Source organism: Pseudomonas sp. Irchel s3h14, assembly GCF_900187425.1.
In the GTDB taxonomy this organism is placed as follows: Bacteria; Pseudomonadota; Gammaproteobacteria; order Pseudomonadales; family Pseudomonadaceae; genus Aquipseudomonas.
In genome coordinates this window covers 1-17,828 of sequence record NZ_FYDJ01000008.1, presented here as the reverse complement: position 1 = coordinate 17,828, position 17,828 = coordinate 1, and the positions used below count along the sequence as shown (strand labels likewise).

Annotated in this window: 16 protein-coding genes; 9 read left to right on the top strand and 7 right to left on the bottom strand. The window is 59.8% G+C overall.

The features are described 5' to 3' along the window. Window positions 1–19 precede the first annotated feature (19 nt). Window positions 20–1,396, bottom strand: a complete 1,377-nt coding sequence (locus CKW16_RS17010) for an L-serine ammonia-lyase (RefSeq protein ID WP_095129397.1) — start codon at window positions 1,394–1,396, stop codon at window positions 20–22. 135 nt (window positions 1,397–1,531) lie between these two features. Between CKW16_RS17010 and CKW16_RS17005 the strand changes: the two genes are divergently transcribed. Both CKW16_RS17005 and CKW16_RS17000 read left to right on the top strand, forming a co-directional pair. Continuing rightward, window positions 1,532–2,479 carry a LysR substrate-binding domain-containing protein gene (locus CKW16_RS17005; RefSeq protein ID WP_046053185.1) on the top strand — a complete coding sequence of 316 codons (948 nt, stop codon included), beginning with the start codon at window positions 1,532–1,534 and terminating at the stop codon, window positions 2,477–2,479. Window positions 2,480–2,692: 213 nt separating this feature from the next. Continuing rightward, window positions 2,693–3,100 carry an HPF/RaiA family ribosome-associated protein gene (locus CKW16_RS17000; protein WP_008150614.1) on the top strand — a complete coding sequence of 136 codons (408 nt, stop codon included), beginning with the start codon at window positions 2,693–2,695 and terminating at the stop codon, window positions 3,098–3,100. 76 nt (window positions 3,101–3,176) lie between these two features. On the opposite strand, the gene fecA is transcribed toward CKW16_RS17000, so the two are convergent. The 3 genes from fecA to CKW16_RS16985 all read right to left on the bottom strand — a co-directional run bounded on the left by fecA (window position 3,177) and on the right by CKW16_RS16985 (window position 7,152). Further along, window positions 3,177–5,510: a TonB-dependent Fe(3+) dicitrate receptor FecA gene (gene fecA, locus CKW16_RS16995; RefSeq protein WP_095129396.1), complete on the bottom strand. Its 2,334-nt coding sequence runs from the start codon at window positions 5,508–5,510 to the stop codon at window positions 3,177–3,179. Window positions 5,511–5,716: 206 nt separating this feature from the next. Beyond that, complete coding sequence (locus CKW16_RS16990) at window positions 5,717–6,655, bottom strand: FecR domain-containing protein (protein WP_095129395.1); 939 nt, start codon at window positions 6,653–6,655, stop codon at window positions 5,717–5,719. Between the two features lie 8 nt (window positions 6,656–6,663). Further along, window positions 6,664–7,152, bottom strand: a complete 489-nt coding sequence (locus tag CKW16_RS16985; RefSeq protein WP_095129561.1) for a sigma-70 family RNA polymerase sigma factor — start codon at window positions 7,150–7,152, stop codon at window positions 6,664–6,666. 198 nt (window positions 7,153–7,350) lie between these two features. On the opposite strand from CKW16_RS16985, the gene CKW16_RS16980 reads away from it, so the two are divergent. The 6 genes from CKW16_RS16980 (at window position 7,351) to CKW16_RS16955 (ending at window position 13,806) form a co-directional block, all read left to right on the top strand. After that, window positions 7,351–7,656 carry a DUF3649 domain-containing protein gene (locus tag CKW16_RS16980; RefSeq protein WP_095129394.1) on the top strand — a complete coding sequence of 102 codons (306 nt, stop codon included), beginning with the start codon at window positions 7,351–7,353 and terminating at the stop codon, window positions 7,654–7,656. Next, window positions 7,653–9,233: a PepSY domain-containing protein gene (locus tag CKW16_RS16975; RefSeq protein WP_095129393.1), complete on the top strand. Its 1,581-nt coding sequence runs from the start codon at window positions 7,653–7,655 to the stop codon at window positions 9,231–9,233. The genes CKW16_RS16980 and CKW16_RS16975 overlap by 4 nt, the downstream gene beginning before the upstream one ends. Next, entirely contained in the window at window positions 9,234–9,560 is a 327-nt protein-coding gene (locus CKW16_RS16970) for a DUF3325 domain-containing protein (protein WP_095129392.1), read from the top strand. A gap of 4 nt (window positions 9,561–9,564) precedes the next feature. Beyond that, entirely contained in the window at window positions 9,565–10,128 is a 564-nt protein-coding gene (locus CKW16_RS16965; protein ID WP_095129391.1) for an RNA polymerase sigma factor, read from the top strand. After that, entirely contained in the window at window positions 10,125–11,114 is a 990-nt protein-coding gene (locus CKW16_RS16960) for a FecR family protein (protein WP_095129390.1), read from the top strand. The genes CKW16_RS16965 and CKW16_RS16960 overlap by 4 nt, the downstream gene beginning before the upstream one ends. A gap of 265 nt (window positions 11,115–11,379) precedes the next feature. Beyond that, window positions 11,380–13,806: a TonB-dependent receptor gene (locus tag CKW16_RS16955; RefSeq protein ID WP_095129389.1), complete on the top strand. Its 2,427-nt coding sequence runs from the start codon at window positions 11,380–11,382 to the stop codon at window positions 13,804–13,806. Window positions 13,807–13,936: 130 nt separating this feature from the next. Here CKW16_RS16955 and CKW16_RS16950 read toward each other — a convergent pair whose 3' ends face one another. Next, on the bottom strand, window positions 13,937–14,812 hold the full coding sequence (locus CKW16_RS16950; protein ID WP_095129388.1) for an AraC family transcriptional regulator: 876 nt from the start codon (window positions 14,810–14,812) through the stop codon (window positions 13,937–13,939). Between the two features lie 137 nt (window positions 14,813–14,949). On the opposite strand from CKW16_RS16950, the gene CKW16_RS16945 reads away from it, so the two are divergent. Then, window positions 14,950–15,852 carry a DMT family transporter gene (locus tag CKW16_RS16945; RefSeq protein WP_095129387.1) on the top strand — a complete coding sequence of 301 codons (903 nt, stop codon included), beginning with the start codon at window positions 14,950–14,952 and terminating at the stop codon, window positions 15,850–15,852. 27 nt (window positions 15,853–15,879) lie between these two features. Here CKW16_RS16945 and CKW16_RS16940 read toward each other — a convergent pair whose 3' ends face one another. Next, window positions 15,880–16,389, bottom strand: a complete 510-nt coding sequence (locus CKW16_RS16940) for a DUF2165 family protein (protein ID WP_095129386.1) — start codon at window positions 16,387–16,389, stop codon at window positions 15,880–15,882. A 140-nt stretch (window positions 16,390–16,529) separates the two neighbouring features. Next, complete coding sequence (locus tag CKW16_RS16935; RefSeq protein WP_095129385.1) at window positions 16,530–17,504, bottom strand: D-glycerate dehydrogenase; 975 nt, start codon at window positions 17,502–17,504, stop codon at window positions 16,530–16,532. Between the last annotated feature and the right edge of the window lie 324 nt (window positions 17,505–17,828).

Here is a 17,828-nt window from a genome sequence, read left to right as displayed (position 1 = left end):
GACGGTCAGGGAGTGCTCCTCAGCACTCCACCCAGCTAACAGCCAGGCCGCCCCGTGAAGTCTCTTTGTATTTGTCGTGCATGTCGGCGCCGGTATCGCGCATGGTGCGGATCACCCGGTCCAGGGAAATGAAGTGTTTGCCGTCGCCGCGCAGGGCCATTTGCGTGGCGTTGATCGCCTTCACGGCAGCAATTGCGTTGCGCTCGATGCACGGCACCTGCACCAGACCGCCGACCGGGTCGCAGGTCAGGCCGAGGTTGTGTTCCAGGCCGATTTCGGCGGCGTTTTCCAGTTGCTCGGGCGTGGCGCCGAGTATGTCCGCCAGACCGGCAGCGGCCATGGCGCAGGCGGAGCCGACTTCGCCCTGACAGCCAACTTCGGCACCGGAGATAGAGGCGTTTTTCTTGCAGAGAATGCCTACAGCCGCAGCGCCCAAAAAGAACGCCACCACGTCATCGTCCGACGCGTCCGGATTGAATTTCATGTAGTAGTGCAGCACCGCCGGAATGATCCCCGCCGCGCCGTTGGTCGGCGCCGTGACCATGCGCCCGCCCGCTGCGTTTTCTTCGTTCACGGCGAGGGCAAACAGGTTCACCCACTCCATTGCCGACAGCGTGGAGGTGATGACATTCGGCTTGCCGATTTCCAGCAGGCTGCGGTGCAGTTTCGCCGCGCGACGGGGAACATTCAGACCGCCGGGCAGGATGCCTTCGTGACGCAGGCCTTGCTCGACGCATTCGCGCATCACCGACCAAATGTGCAGCAGGCCCTGACGGATTTCGGCTTCGCTGCGCCAGGCCAGTTCATTGGCCATCATCAACTCGGAAACGCGCAGGCCGTGCAGGTTGCAGAGCTTGAGTAATTCGGCGGCGCTGGAGAAATCGTACGGCAGCACCACATCGCTGGTGGGCGCGATGCCGGACTCGGCTTCGGCTGCTTCGATGATGAAACCGCCGCCAATCGAGTAGTACGTTTGCTCCGATAGCTCACCAGTTTCGCCAAAGGCTGTCAGAGACATCGCATTGGGGTGGTAGGGCAGGCTCTCGTCGAGCAGCAGGAGATCGCGTTGCCAGTTGAAGGCGATGGTCGATTTGCCGGCAAGGGACAGTTCACCGGTTTCGCGCAGGGTCTGGATTCGGCTGTCGATGGACGTGGGATCGATGCTGTCCGGCCACTCGCCCATCAGGCCCATGACACAGGCGCGGTCGGTGGCGTGACCGACGCCGGTCGCCGACAGCGAGCCATAAAGTCGGATTTCTACGCGCCGTACGTCGGCCAGCAATTGTTGGTCAATCAGGGCTTGGGCGAAGGTCGCGGCGGCGCGCATCGGGCCGACGGTATGGGAACTGGACGGACCGATGCCGACTTTAAAGAGATCGAAAACACTGATAGCCATGCTAAAGCCTATACAAGCAATGGAAGAGAAATCGCTGCCATTTTTGTAGGACAAGCGCAATGTCGGCGATACTGCCTACCTCGGTCCTACGTGACCAACGAAACTTCCTAAGACAGCCTTTAGCAGGACTAAACAATGAGTCGCCAATTGCACGCCCAGACTTACGTCTGGCTGCACGTGTTTTCCTGTGCCGCGCGGCACTTGTCGTTCACCCGATGCGCCGAAGAGCTGCACATCACGCCGGGTGCGGTCAGTCAGCAAATCCGACAGCTGGAAGAACGGCTTGGGTTTCGACTTTTCCACCGTCGCGCTCGCGGTGTGGAACTGAGCGCCGAGGGCCAGCGACTGGCCATCACGGTCAACGAGGCTTACGGCAGCATTGATGCGGAATTGCGACGACTGGACGCCGGAATGATCAGCGGGATTTTACGGGTGCGCTCGATCCCATCGTTCCTGAGCAAATGGTTGACCCCAAGGTTGCCGCGTTTGCAGCAGCGCTTTCCGGACATTCAATTACGGCTGGTGGCCGAGGACAGCAGCGTGCCATTGCACGAAGGCGACTTCGATTTAGCCATCGACCTGAATGACGGCAGCTATCCCGGTTTGTTATCCACAACCTTGCTCGACGAACAGATATTCCCGGTCTGTGCCCCAAGCCTGCTGCGTGGCCGGCCGCCTCTGCATGGTCCGTCGGACCTGATGCATTTCCCGTTGCTGCACGACATTACCGCCTGGCGCGGCAGCTACGAGTATGCAGAGTGGGAGTTCTACCTCAACGCAATCGGCTTCGAAGGCGCGGACGTGCGGCGTGGGCACACCTTCAATCGCAATCACCTGACCATCGAAGCGGCGATTGCCGGAATGGGCGTGGCGATTGCGCGACGAACGTTGCTTAACGATGAGTTGGAGCGGGGGACGTTGATCGTGCCGTTTGGCTTGGCGGTGCCCAATCACAAGCGTTACGTGCTGCTCTATGCGCCAGGGGCGTTGAGCCATCCGGGCGTGCGTGCGGTGCATGACTGGCTGGTGGAAGAGGCGGGGATATTTCGAAGCCTGCACCCACTGGCGGAGCGGCAGATGTGAGCAATTGTGACAAAAGAGTCAGGCGACCCAACTCCCGACCTTAACAGCGCTTTTGCTCCTTGTCCGGCTTTTTTTGCGTATGAAAATTTATCTTTTTTTAGGGGTTGAATTGTTCTGCGAGCAGACCGATTGTGTAAGTCAGAGGTCACGGTGATGACGCCCAAGGGCCAGCCGAAGGGCCTCTCGCGAGCTAGCTGAAATAAGGGATGAACTATGCAAATCCAAGTCAACAGCGATAACCATATTCAAAGCAGCATCCGACTGGAGGAGTGGGTACGTACTACCATTGAGAGCACGCTCGAACGTTATGAAGAGGACCTGACACGCGTCGAGGTTCATCTGCGGGACGAGAACGGCGACAAGCCCGGTCCCCATGACATGCGCTGTCAGCTGGAAGCGCGGCCAAAAGGCCACCAACCGATTTCTGTCACTCATAAAGCCGCAAACCTGGAACTGGCGATCGACGGTGCGGCTGAAAAACTTGAACATGCGCTTGAGCACCTGTTCGGCAAACTGCGGGGCAAACCACGTGCCGCTGTGGTGCCGTTCGAGAGAGTCGCAGCCGATGCGCTGCTGGAAGACGAGTTTCTCGAGAACGAACAGGCTGCGCAAAATGGCTGATATTTGATTCGATTTTTACCTTCCACCACTGACAAACGGGTCTGCTTATGCAGGCCCGTTTTGGTTTGGGCTGAAGTCAGAACGCTACAGACGTCTGCACATAAACCGTCCTTGGCTCCCCCACATACTTACCCTTGTTGTTGTCATCAAACGAACGGGTAAAGTACTGATGGTTGAAGATGTTCTTCACCCCCACCGCTACATTCAAGTCTGATAACTTCGGCCCGAAGTCATACGCCGCGCGGCTGCTGAACAGCATGTACCCAGGAATCTTGCCGGTGCTGCCATCAGCACTTTCAGCCGAGGTATTGGCGTTGTCGGCAAACTGGTCGCTCTGATAGCTGCTGTCCAGGTTCAGCTTCCACGCGCCTTCGGTATAACCCACGCCAATCGTGCCTTTGTGTTTCGAGGAGAAGGGCACACGATTGCCCTTGTTCGGCCCGTCTTCGCGGATGGTCGCGTCCACATAGGCGTAAGTGGCATAAACATCGAAACCAGCCAATGAAGGGCTCAAATCATCGAGGGCATAGTTGACGCTGGTTTCGATACCCTGATGACGAGTCTCGCCACGGGCGATCACCGAGTCGTTGGTCTGGTTGCTTTCGTACTGGTTGTCGAAGTTGATCAGGAACGCGCCGATCTCTGCCCGCAGCGCACCATTGTCATAACGGGTGCCCAGTTCCCAGGTACGCGCCTTCTCCGGTTTCACTTCACCACTGGTCACCCGATTAGGCATCTGGCTGTATTGCACGCTGCCGAACGAGCCTTCGGTATTGGCGTAGAGGTTCCAGGTGTCGGTCACGTGATAGAGCACGTTCAACGCCGGCAGCGCCGTGTTGTAGTCGCCCTTGTACTTCACGTTTGTCAGGTTGTTGGTTTGTTGCGATTCGATCATCTCGTAGCGGATGCCCGGGGTGAAGGTCCACTTGCCGATGTCGATCCGGTCGTCGACGAAGAACGCATTGGCCTCGGTGCCGCCACGGGTGTCGCGGTCGTTGCGGCTGTCGGTGGTCGGGTATTCGTTGCTGGCGATCGGCGTGCGATAGCGCAATTCGTGGCCGGCTTCGTTGATGTAGCGATAGCCGACGCCCACTTCATGGCTGGTCGCGCCGACATCGAAGCCCTGGGCAAAACGGGTTTCCAGGCCGCGCACCCAATACTCGCGAGGCGACAGCGAGAGGAAGGTGCCCTGATCCAGATAGCCGCTACGCAACGTCTTGGTGAAGAAGGTATTGGCGGTGAATTCCCGGCGATCTTCCTGATAGCGATAGCCGACGTTGAACATCGTCCGTCGGCCCCAGAACTGGTCTTTCGGACGCGTCGACTGGTAAGGATTTGCGTCGTAATCGGCGACGTTCAGGCCTCCGGGCATGTCGGCCTTGCCTTCGTAATACTGGGCCATCGCGTTGAAGCTGTTGGCGTCGTCGAGCTGGTATTTACCCTTGAGGATCAGGTCGTCGATTTCGGTGTCGCTGTGTTCACGCCAGTCGCCACCGCGCGTGCCGGAATACAACAGCGCACCGCCCAGACCGTTGTCGGCAGTGCCGCCGGCCAGCAGGTTGCCGGTGGTCTTGAACCCGTCGTGGCTGGAGGAAGGGCTGGTTTCGGTCTGAAAGCCACCCTTGACCGTCGGCTCATCGGGAATCGCCCGGGTCACGAAGTTGACCACGCCGCCGACGTTCTGCGGCCCGTAACGTACGGCACCGCCGCCGCGCACCACGTCCACCGCGTCCATGTTGCCCATGCTGATCGGTGCAAACGACAACTGCGGTTGACCATAAGGTGCGAAGGGCACCGGAATGCCATCCATCAATACCGTCGAGCGTGAGGCCAGCCGCGGATTGAGCCCACGAATGCCGAAGTTCAGCGCCATGTCATGGCTGCCGGTGCCGTTATTGTCCGGCGCATTCACGCCGGGAATGCGGTTAAGCACGTCCTTGGCCTGAGTCGCGCCCTGGCGTTCGAACTCTTCACGGCGGATCACGTCACGCGCGCCGGGATGCTCGAAGACGTTGATTTGCGCCGCATCGCCGAGCCAGTCGCCAACGACTTTGGACGTGTCCAGTTCCAACGCGGTATCGCCCACCGGTTGCAGGCTGAAGGCATTGTCACCTTCGGCGCGGGCTTGCAGGCCGGTGCCTTCGAGCAAGGCGTTCAAACCTTGCTCGGGGGTGTAGTTGCCTTCCAGACCGCGACTCTGCACACCGCTGGTAACTTGCGAGCCAAAGGAAATCAGCACACCGGCTTCACGGCCGAACCGGTTGAGGGCGTTTTCCAGCGAGGACGGTGCGATGTGATACGGCTTGGCGTCAGCAGCGTGTGCCAGCGCTACAGCGCCGAAACTCAGGCTGGCGCCCAGCAAGAGTTGGCGCAAGGTGCGGGCCAGCGGGGTGAGGCGGGTGGGTTGCATGGACGACGATCCTGAGAAGGTGGAATCAAGGTGGCTTTCCTTCTCTGTCACGCCAGATCTGAAAAACGGCTCACTGGTTTTAAATTATCGTTCCCACGCTCTGCGTGGGAATGCCTCAACGGACGCTCCGCGTTCGACTCTGGATGTGACGCGGAGCGTCACGGGCTGCATTCCCACGCAGAGCGTGGGAACGATCATTACGATACTTACGCACGTGCCTCAACGCTCACCCAATACCGGGTAAACCGCTTCACTTTCACCGGCATGCTGATTTCCAGCAGTTCAAGAATCCGTTCGCTGTCATCCAGTGGATACGTCCCGGAGATCAGCAAATCCGCGACCTTCGCATCGCAATTGAGTTGCCCGCGGCGATAGCGACCGAGTTCGTCGAGGAAATCGCCGAGGCGCATGTGCGCGGCCACCAGCATGCCGTCGACCCAGGCGCCGCTGTTGGCGTCCAGCGGCACAGCGTTTGCGATGCCTTTTGCGCCAAAGCTCAACTGTCGGGCGCTTTGCAGTATCAGCGGTGAACCACCGTCGGGCGTCAGTTCAACGCTGCCTTCGAACACCGCAACCTGGGTGTGATCGGCAAACTGCCGCACGTTCATACGCGCCCCTTGAGTCTTCAACAGGCCTTGGGCGGTATGAACCTCAAACGCTTGGGCGGCAGTGAGCAGCATCTCGCCTTCGAGCAAGCGGATCAGCCGTTGTTGACCTCCAACGCGCACATCCACGGCGCTGGCGGTATTGAGCTGTAACTGATTGCCATCACCGAGCGGCACCTTGCGTCGCTGGCCGACCGGGCTGCGGTAATCGGCCAATAACGGGGGCAGTGGGTTGTGCTCACGCATCCCCCACGTGACTGCGCAACCGGCACCGAGAATCAGCAGCAGTTTCAGCGCCTGACGACGGCTGGCGGATTTTGGCGCGTTGAGGGCGGCGTGGGCCAATGGCGAAGACAAACCGCGCAAGCGCTGATTGACCCGCTGGATATGTTCCCAAGCCCGTTGATGTTCACTGTGCGCATCGTGCCATCGCTGCCAGGCGAGTTGCTGGCGTGGGGTCAACGACCCTTGCTGCATTTCCATCAACCAATGCACCGCCTGTTCGGCGACCTGGGATGAAAAGTTTGGGGGGGTGTTCATTGAGTTATTCACAGGGCGAAATAGCAGCGCATGGCCGCTTTGTTCAGATGACGTTTGACCGTGGCGATGGAAATCCCCAGCTCGGCGGCGATCTGTGGATAAGTCAGGCCATCGACCTGCGCCAGCAGAAACGCGCGCTTGACCAGGCGCGGCAGGCCATCGAGCAACTGGTCCAGCTCCATCAGGGTTTGCAGGATGATTGCCCGTTCTTCCTCTGACGGCGCCACGACTTCCGGCATCTGCGCCAACGCATCGAGGTAGGCATGTTCCAGATCCTGACGGCGGTAATGGTTGAACAGCACGCGCTTGGCGATCGTCGTCAGGAAGGCTCGCGGCTCGATGATCTGCGGTGTTTCCCGTGCAGTCAGCACCCGCATGAAGGTGTCTTGGGCCAAATCCGCGGCGTTGTCCGGGCAGCCGAGCTTGCGCCGCAACCAACCTGTGAGCCAGTTGTGATGGGCGTGGTAGAGGACTTCGACGGTATTGGCTGGCTGCAACGGGACCACTCCGAGCGCATTCGGATGCTTTAGAGAACAAGAATTGTTCGCATTGTAGTGGTGGGTACCCGTATCCGGCAATCGACTGTATTGACGATCTCATCGGACTCTTTTGCATATGAGAATATTTATCATTAATATTGCGGCCTTGTTGGTCCCGTGGCGTTCACGAGGCCTCACCCGTTTCAAGGTCGAAACATGAAAGGCAAAATCACCGCGCTCCCCGTTTCCTACCGACTGGCCGTCACTTCTCGAGTGCTGGCCGCCGTGCTGGGGGGGTACCTCGTCGCAGCATTGGCCAGTGTCAGCCTGACGATGTGGCTGCCCATGGCTCGCGGCGAAGCGGTGGTCACCGGGATGATGACCTCGTTTCTGGTCTATCTGGTCGCCGTACTCTGGTGCTTTGCCTGTCGCAGTGCGTGGCAAGCCTGGTTCGGATTGATCGTGCCGAGCGTGGTTTTGGCGGCGGTGTCGGGGCTGGCCTACTGGATGGGCCACTCATGAAAGAGGGCTTTCGACAGGCCATGGCCTGGCTGCACACCTGGGCCGGGTTGATCTTCGGCTGGCTGCTGTTCGCGATTTTCCTGACCGGCACGCTCGCCTATTTCAAGGATGAGATCAGCCACTGGATGCAACCGGAAATTCCCGCCCGTGCAGTGTCCTCCGAAGCCAGTCTGACCCTGGCCCAACATTATCTCGAGCAGCACGCCGCGGGTGCCTCGCGATGGCTCATCGATTTACCGGATGCTCGCGAACCCGGACTGTCGGTGAGGTGGCAGCAAGCACCGGCCAAGCCCGGCACGCGTGGTCAATTCACCGAAAAACTCCTCGACCCGCAAACCGGCGCAGAAGTGCAGGGCCGGGACACACGCGGTGGCGAGTTCTTTTACCGCTTCCACTTTCAGCTGCAGATGCCCTATCCGTGGGGGCGCTGGCTGTCGACCATCGCAGCGATGGTGATGTTCGTCGCGCTGATCAGCGGGATCATCACCCACAAGAAAATCTTCAAGGACTTCTTCACCTTCCGCCCGCGCAAGGGTCAGCGCTCCTGGCTCGACGGGCACAACGCGGTGGGCGTTCTGGTGTTGCCATTTCATTTGATGATCACTTACAGCAGCCTGGTGATTTTCATGTCGATGGTGATGCCGGCGAGCATCGTCGCCTCTTATGGCGGTGACTTCGATACGTTTTACGATGAGGTGTTTCCTGCTTCCAGTGTCCCCGAACTTGCCGGTGAACCGGGCCAGTTGGCACCGTTGGCACCGCTGCTGGAACGGGCCAGCGAGCAATGGTCGGGCGGGCGGGCCGGGCGGCTGACGGTGAACAATCCAGGCGATGCGAATGCCTCGGTCATTCTTGCGCGTGACGGCGCCGACCAAGTGGTCCACGACTTTGGTAGCGCGTTGACATTCAACGGCTTGACCGGGCAGCTACTCAGCACAACGCCGAAGCAAGCACTGCCCATGGCGATTGCCGGCAGTTTCTATGGCTTGCACATGGGCCATTTCGCCGGTCCGGTGTTGCGCTGGCTGTACTTCATTTGTGGTTTGGCGGGCACTGCGATGATCGGTACCGGGCTGGTGATCTGGCTCGGCAAGCGTCAGCTCAAGCATGCGAAGAGCGGTGTGATGCCGTTTGAATTGCGACTGGTGGAAGTCCTGAACATCGCCAGCATGTCGGGGTTGATGGTCGCAGTGGCGGCGTTCTTCTGGGTCAATCGATTGTTGCCGGTCGGGATGGCCGGTCGGGCGGATTGGGAAGTGAACAGCTTCTTCATTGTCTGGGGCTTGAGTGTGTTGCACGCCACGGTTCGCCGTGGTCGCGCCGCGTGGGTCGAACAGTTGGCGCTGGCGGCGTTGCTGTTCTGTGCGGTGCCGCTGCTGAACGCGCTGACCACGCCTAATCACTTGGGCGTGACCCTGATGCAGGGTGATTGGGTCATGGCCGGTTTCGATCTGACGTGCCTGGGCAGTGGTCTGTTTTTCGCGTGGGCTGCGTGGAAAATGCAGCGCGCGGGGCAGGCTGGAATCGTCACCCGGCCGCGGGCGAAATCGATAGCGCTTGCGCAAGAGGCGCACTGAATGTTCTTGGCCTTGCTGCTGTGCTACGGCGGTTTCACCGCGCTGTGTTTATCCATGGATCGGCATCACGCCGAACTGTTGGGGCGCAAGCCCTCGGCCCGTCGCCGCCAGGGGATGAAACTTGGTGGCTGGCTGTTGCTGGCGTTATCGCTGTGGGCTGCGGTGTCGTCGACGGGTTGGGGCCTTGGATTGGTGGAGTGGTTTGCAGTGTTGATGCTCAGCGCTCTGGTGCTGGTGTTGTTGATGCCGTATCGCCCGCGCCTGGCCTTGGCGTTGGCCGGGTTGAGCGTGCTCGCCAGCCCCGTCGCCGCGTTTGCGCAGGGCTGACCTGATGATCACCAGCCCCCCGGAATCCCATGACGATGAACATCGCGGTGCGCGTGCGCATTTCCTGCAGGTGTTCCTTTCCCAGCGTTCGCAAATGGAAGCGCTGGTGAGCCGTCGTGTCGGTTGTCGAGCGACGGCCGCGGACCTGGTGCAGGACTTGTTCCTGCGTTTCTGGCGTCGGCCGCTGGTGCAGGTCGAAGAGCTCAGCACTTACCTGTTGCGCTGCGCCGGCAACATCGCCATCGACCATTTGCGCAGCGAAGGCACGCGGGTGCGGGTCAACGAGGGCTGGATGCCGGACCAACCGGACAGCCACGGCAGCGAACCGCAAGCAGCGTTGGAGGCGGGCAACGACTTGCGTCACGTCGAAGCGGCGTTGCGCGCGCTGCCGGAGCGCACGCGGCAGATTTTTTTGCTCAACCGTATTCACGGGCGTAAATACGCCGAAATCGCCAAGGCCATGGGTTTGTCCCAAAGCGCTGTGGAAAAACATATGATGCGCGCCCTCGAGGCTTGCAAGGCCAGCCTGCGGGAACCCGAACCGCGCACGCCAGGGAAAGCACCGTGAACAACACCGAACGCGTCACCCCGACGCCCGCTCAGGAGCAGGCGGCCTTCGCCTGGCTGAGTCTGTTGCATGACCAGCCCAGCAGCGGCGATCAGGCCACCTTCAGCCATTGGCTACAGGCCGACCCTGCCCATGCAGAGGCTTACGCCCAGGCGCAAGTGGTGTGGGAGTTGACCGAAACACCGGCCCGAACACTGGCCGATGAAGACGCGTTTGCCTTGCAGGGTTACCTCAACGCCATGAATCGCTCGCGCCGTACCAGCGTTCGGCGTTGGTCCGGGGCGTTGGCGATGGCCGCGTGTCTGGTGCTGATGATCGGCTTCGGTGCTGGCTGGCAACCGTCGCGCTGGGTTGATGATCTGGGCGCGGACTATGTGTCGGCGTCGGGTGAGATTCGCACTGTCACGCTGGCGGATCAGTCGCAAGTCACGCTGGATGCTGACAGCGCGATTGCGGTGGATTTCAGTCGTGGCGAGCGGCACGTTCAGCTGCGGCGCGGCGCCGGATTTTTCAGCGTGACCCACACCGGCGAGCCGTTTGTGGTGGACGCTGAAAAGGGTCAGGCGCGGGTGCTGGGGACTCAGTTCGAAGTGCGTCTGCAACCGCACGGCGCGCAGGTTACGGTGTTGTCCGGGCGGGTTGGTGTGACGGCGGACAAGCACGCCCCACAACAAATCCTCACCGCTGGCCAGCAGGTGGCCTATGGCGAGGGGGCGGCGGAAAAACTCCACGCGGTCGACAGCGAAGCGCAATTGGCATGGCGTCAGGGTTGGCTCAATTATTACAAGGCGACGCTTGCCGACGTGGTGCAAGACCTTGGGCGTTATTACCCGGGACGGATTGTGCTGCTCAACGATGAACTCGCGGCGCGGCGAGTCAGTGGCAGCTTTCCAAGCAAGGACCCGCAAGCGGTGTTGAGTTCGTTGCAGGGAGTCTTGGGATTTGAGCAGCACCAGGTTCTGGGGCATCTGATTATTTTGCGTTGAGGCGGATGGCGTCAGATCAAACACCACATTCTTCCAACTGATCGTTCCCACGCTCTGCGTGGGAATGCATCCCGTGACGCTCTGCGTCACATCAACTGCGGACGCAGAGCGTCCATGGCGGCATTCCCACGCAGAGCGTGGGAACGATCGAGGTGTTTTGAAAATATTTTCAGAATTCTGGTGAGGTAAATACCGACGCCATCCGTGTAGTGACTGAAACTGCGAGTCATTCGCATCCGTAGCGGTTCTACACAGGTCATGAGCAATGAAGTCCAGGGCGAAATCGGGTTCGGTCAAACAATGGTTGGGTACGTGTGCCCTGAGCTTTTCGGCGTTGGCATTGCTGCCGTTGAGTGTGGTGGCGGCTGAGGCCGGCAGTGCCCGACAGAGTGCGCAGTTCAGCTTCGCAATGGCCGCCAAACCGCTGCCCCAGGCCTTGAGCGACTTCAGCCGGATCACTGGCATCAGCGTGGTCTACACCGATGAGGCGCCTTACGGCATCAACGCTCCAGCGCTCAGCGGACAGATGAGTGCCGAGCAAGCAATGCAGCGTTTGCTCAGCGGTTCGGGTTTTACCTTCCGCCGTACCGACGGCCACACGTTGGTGCTGGAGCCGTTGCCTACCGATGGCGCCTTGAACCTGGGCGCGACCACCATCACCTCGGTGGCCGATCAATCCATGAGCTATCAACCACCGCCCACCAGTTCGGTGATGCGCTCATCGGCCTTGCTCCAGGAAATCCCCCAGACCGTCAACGTGGTTCCGGCACAGGTCATTCGCGATCAGGCGCCGCGCAATCTGGATGATGCGCTGGCCAACGTCAGCGGCATTACTCAAGGCAACACATTGGCGAGCACTCAGGACTCGGTGATGACTCGCGGCTTCGGCGACAACCGCAACGGCTCGATCATGCGCGACGGCATGCCGATCGTGCAGGGCCGTGGCATGAATGCGACCGTGGACCGGGTCGAAGTCCTCAAGGGCCCGGCCTCCTTGCTTTACGGCATCCAGGACCCGGGCGGCGTGGTGAATATGGTCAGCAAAAAGCCCGAGCTTGAGCAGTACAACGCCCTGACCCTGCGTGGCTCGACCTATGGCGACGGCAAAAACGGCAGTGGTGGCGGCCTAGACAGCACCGGCGCGCTCGGCGAATCCGGGTTGGCCTATCGCATGGTGCTGGACCACGAAGACGAAGACTACTGGCGCAATTTCGGCACCCATCGCGAGACATTGGTAGCACCGTCCCTAGCCTGGTTCGGTGAAAGCACCAAGCTGCTGTTCTCCTACGAACACCGCGAGTTTCTGACCCCGTTCGACCGTGGCACGATCATCGATCCGCGTGACAATCATCCGCTGGACATCTCCCGCGAGCGTCGTCTCGACGAGCCGTTCAACAACATGGAAGGCCGCTCGGACCTGTATCACTTCGAGGCCGATCACGAGCTCAACGACAATTGGAAAGCCCACTTCGGCTACAGCTGGAACCGCGAAACCTACGACGCCAGCCAGGTGCGCATCACCGCCATCGACACCAAGAAGGGCACGTTGACCCGCAGCATGGACGGCACCCAGAACGCGATCAGCACCGACCGCTTCACCACCGCCAGCCTTGAAGGCAATGTCCAGCTCGCGGGGATGAAGCACGACCTGGTGTTCGGCGTTGATGACGAATACCGCAAGATCTACCGCGAAGACCTGATCCGCCAGAAAAGCCTGAGCACCTTCAGTTACGTCAACCCGGTCTACGGCCGCGAAGTCGCCGGCACCACCGTCAGCCCGGCCGACAGTGCGCAGACCGATAAACTGCGCAGCGATTCGGTATTCCTCCAAGACTCGATCCACCTGACCGATCAATGGATTTTCGTCGCTGGCGCGCGCTTCCAGGAATACGACCAGTACGCCGGCAAAGGCGTGCCGTTCCAGGCCAACACCGACAGCAACGGCCAGAAGTGGGTGCCTCGCGCCGGCCTGGTGTATCGCTACACCGATGAACTGTCGTTCTACGGCAGCTACACCGAGTCGTTCAAACCCAACTCGACCATCGCGCCGTTGAGCGGCAGCAGCACCGTGCTGGACGGCAGCGTCGCGCCGGAAGAAGCCAAGTCCTGGGAAATCGGCGCCAAGCTCGACATGCCGGGCCGCGTCACCGGTAACGTCGCGCTGTTCGATATCAAAAAACGCAACGTGCTGGTGGCCAACTCCGAAGGTCCGGTCACGATCTACAGCGCCGCCGGCGAAGTGCGTTCCCGTGGTCTGGAAGTGGACCTGAGTGGTCAGTTGAGTGATCGCTGGAGCATGATCGGCAGCTATGCCTACACCGATGCCGAAGTCACCGAAGACCCGACCTACAAAGGCAAAAAACTGCAAAACGTAGCGAAGAATAGTGGTTCGCTGTCGGCGGTTTATGACTTCGGCACCATCGTCGGTGGCGATCAGCTGCGGGTCGGCGCGGGGGCGCGGTATGTCGGTGAGCGAGCGGGTAATGCTGTGAACGATTTCGACCTGCCGAGCTACACCGTGGCCGATGCGTTCGCCACGTACGACACCAAAGTCGAAGGGCAGAAGGTCAAGTTCCAGCTCAACGTGAAGAACCTGTTTGACCGCACCTACTACACCTCGGCGGCGAGCCGGTTCTTTGTGTCGATGGGGGATTCGCGGCAGGTGTCGCTTTCAAGCACGCTGGAATTCTGATTGGAAACCGAGTCATCGTTCATCGCGAGCAAGCTCGGCTCCTACAGGGGATCGAGTGAACGACATCTATCCTTGTGGGAGCCGAGCTTGCTCGCGATGGCGGCATCCCAGGCACCGATAATCTTCGGGCCTACCGCAAAAACGCCTGCCGATATTCGCCGGGCGTTCCCCCCAACGCCTGACGAAACCGATTGGTGAAATGACTCGCACTGGCAAACCCGCACGCCAATGCAATTTCCCCCAACGGCTGCGACGACGAACGCAACAACTCCCGCGCCCGGCTCAGTCGCCGCGACAGCACATACTGATGCGGCGGCAACCCAAAGCTCTCGCGAAACATCCGCGCAAAGTGGTATTCGGATAGCGCACACAAAGCAGCCAACTGCCCCAGGCTGATGGCCTCGGCCAATTGGTTGTCGATGAACTCCACCAACTGCCGCCGCTGATGCGCAGCCAATCCACCCTTGAGCCGCAACCCCTCACGCATCCCGACCTGGCCGAGTAAAACGTGGCTGAGCATTTCATGGGCCAGGCTGCTGGTGAGCACGCGATCGCCGGGTTCGTCCCAGTTGAGTGTGAGCATTTGCCGAAAGCGCCGGGCTTGTGCCGGGTCGTCCAGAAAGGTGGCTTCGCGCAACTGCAGTTCGCGAGGTTCGCGGTCCAGCAGCGTGACGCAGCCGAGGGCGAATTGTTCGGGACTGAAATACACATGGGCCAGACGAATGTCGCCGTTGATCACCCAGCCCGATTGATGCTCGGCCGGCAGGATGCACAGCTTGTCGGGGCCGCCCTTGGTGCCGGGCTGGTCGCGGCGAAAGGTCCCGGTGCCGCCGGCGATGTAGCAGGACAGGGTGTGATGACTCGGCGCTTCGTAATCCTGGGCGTCGTGATGATTGCTCCACAAGGCTGCAGCCATGCCGTCACCGAGCTCGGCGCTGTGCTCGAGGCGAGCATTGGGCGAGCGGTTGAGGGCTTGAAAGACTTGCAGGGTTTCCAGTGCAGGCATGATGGCTTCTCTCCGACGCCTTGCATCCTACTCCGTAGCCGTTCGGCTGCCAGCCTGTGGCCCGACAAAAGCGCAAGTTTATGCAAGCGCGACGAGGCTTGGCGCAGGACACTGAGCCCCTATTGAGGAGCTTTGCCATGAACCTGTCGTTGTATTTGCTGACCGTGCTGATCTGGGGCACCACCTGGATTGCCTTGAAATGGCAACTGGGCGTGGTGGCGATTCCGGTGTCGATCGTCTATCGCTTCGGTCTCGCGGCGTTGGTGCTGTTCGTCATGCTGCTGCTGAGTCGCCGCCTGCAAGTGATGAACCGTCGCGGGCATCTGATTTGCCTGGCGCAGGGGCTGTGCCTGTTCTGCATCAATTTCATGTGTTTTCTGACCGCCAGCCAGTGGATTCCCAGTGGTCTGGTCGCGGTGGTGTTTTCCACGGCCACATTGTGGAACGCACTCAATGCACGCGTGTTCTTCGGGCAGAAAGTCGCTCGCAATGTGCTGATGGGCGGTGCGCTGGGGCTGCTTGGGCTTGGCCTGTTGTTCTGGCCTGAGGTGGCGGGCCACACCGCGAGCCCACAAACCTTGCTCGGGCTGGGCTTGGCGTTGCTCGGCACCCTGTGCTTCTCGGCCGGTAATATGCTGTCGAGTTTGCAGCAGAAGGCGGGACTGAAACCGCTGACCACCAACGCCTGGGGCATGGCCTATGGCGCGGCCATGCTGTCGGCGTGGTGCCTGGTCAAAGGCATTCCGTTCGACATGGAATGGAATGCGCGCTACATCGGCTCTCTGCTGTACCTGGTGATTCCGGGTTCGGTGATCGGTTTCACTGCCTACCTGACGTTGGTCGGGCGGATGGGGCCGGAGCGCGCAGCCTATTGCACCGTACTGTTCCCCGTCGTGGCGCTGAACGTGTCGGCGTTTGCCGAAGGCTACCAATGGACCGCGCCCGCATTGATGGGTTTGGTACTGGTGATGCTGGGCAATGTGCTGGTGTTTCGTAAGCCCAGGGCGCCGATGGTGCAGGGGAGCGGCAAGCTGGCGTGAAGGTCTGGGTAATCGAGCGCTGAAACTTCAGCGTTCGATTTTGAGCGCGATGTAAATCAGCAGTGGAAACATGAAGTCCACGATGTGCCGAGCCCAATCCTTGGCGTTCCAGATTGCAGATTCATCCATGTTGAACCATTCGGTGCCGATCACTTGCAGGCAGATGTAGTAGACAAAAAATCCGATCAATAGTCCGACGATCGCAAACTTCTTCGCTTCGTGAAAAACGGCGGCAGGTGCATTGATGTTTCGATAAAGATGGTAAGTGCCCAGCAAGCAGAAAGCCGTGTAAACAACTTCCAGAGTGATGATGAACCAATAAATGCGGTGGTGGAGTATCGGTGAAGTGATTGCTCTGTAGCTCAGGTTCAGGTTTTCTCGGGTGGTGTCCATGCTGAGAATATGGCTGACGTATTCGTAATTGGACGGGTAGTCGGTAAAGTTGCTGTACATCACCATTAAGCCAAAGAAGCTTATGTAAGCCATTAGAATTACTTTGCTGTATCTAATGAGTTTGTCTGTTGTAAGGTCGTTCAATGTAGGTGCTCTCCATAACTTAGGTTCGTAGGGTTGGCTAAGTAAGGGGAGTCTATAGTGAGTGTATTTTTTGTAGCAGTGAACTGAATTGCAAAGTGTGTAGATCACGGGCAGGCGATTAAAACGCCTGCCCGTTTTAGTTAGCCTTTCCAGACGTGTGGGTTCACCAGATCTTGCGGTCGCTCTCCCAGCAAGGCGCTGCGCAAGTTAGCCAAGGCACGGTTGGCCATGGCTTCGCGGGTTTCATGAGTCGCCGAGCCGATGTGCGGCAATGTCACCGCGTTTTTCAGTTGGAACAGGGGTGACTCGGCCAGCGGTTCTTTCTCATAAACGTCCAGCCCGGCGCCGCGAATCCGGTTGTTTTGCAGGGCTTCGATCAGGGCAGGTTCGTCCACCACCGGACCGCGGGCAATGTTCACCAGAATCGCGCTTGGCTTCATCAACGCCAGTTCGCGATGGCTGATCAGGTGTCTGGTTTTTTCGCTGAGCGGTACCACCAGGCAGACAAAATCGGCTTCGGCCAGCAGTTGATCAAGGCTGCGGAACTGTGCACCGAGCTCTTGCTCCAGCTCGGCCTTGCGGCTGTTGCCGCTGTAGAGGATCGGCATGTTGAAGCCCAGCCGCCCGCGACGGGCAATGGCCGCGCCGATGTTGCCCATGCCGACGATGCCCAGGGTTTTGCCGTGCACATCGCAACCGAACAATGGCGCGCCGACGGTGGCTTGCCACTGGCCGGCCTTGGTCCAGGCGTCCAGTTCGGCGACGCGGCGGGCGCTGCTCATGAGCAGGGCGAAGGCCAGGTCGGCGGTGCTTTCGGTGAGGACGTCGGGGGTGTTGGTGAGCATGATCCCGCGTTCGTTGAAGTAGGCGACGTCGTAGTTGTCGTAGCCGACCGAGACGCTGGAAACGACTTCGAGTTTGGCGGCGTTCTCCAGTTGTGCGCGACCGAGTTTGCGACCGACGCCGATCAGGCCGTGAGCATGCGGCAGGGCTTCGTTGAATTGGGCGTTGATGTCGCCGTTTTTCGGGTTCGGGACGATGACGTCGAAGTCTTGTTTCAGGCGTTCGACCATTTCGGGGGTGACGCGGCTGAAGGCGAGGACGGTCTTTTTCATGGGGTGAGGGCTCGTCGGGCTTGGAGAATGCCAAGCACGCTAACATTCTTCTTTGGATTTGGGCGAGGCCGTTGGGCTCTTTTGTCCTTGGCGGCCTTTGGGCCGACCATGTTGGTGGTTGATCGGGTGTATATCCGTTTCTGCGGTAACGGCCACTTAGGGTTTCGCCCTTACGGCGACTCACTTTTTTTTCAAACCGGTACGTGTCAAGGTACCTGTCGCCTTGCTCCTACAGTTGTTAGCCCGTTGCGCCCCTAATTTCAGGGCGTTCCGGGTTTAAATACACCGCATCTGCGAGCTTCCAGTTCCGTGTCCGAGTACTCC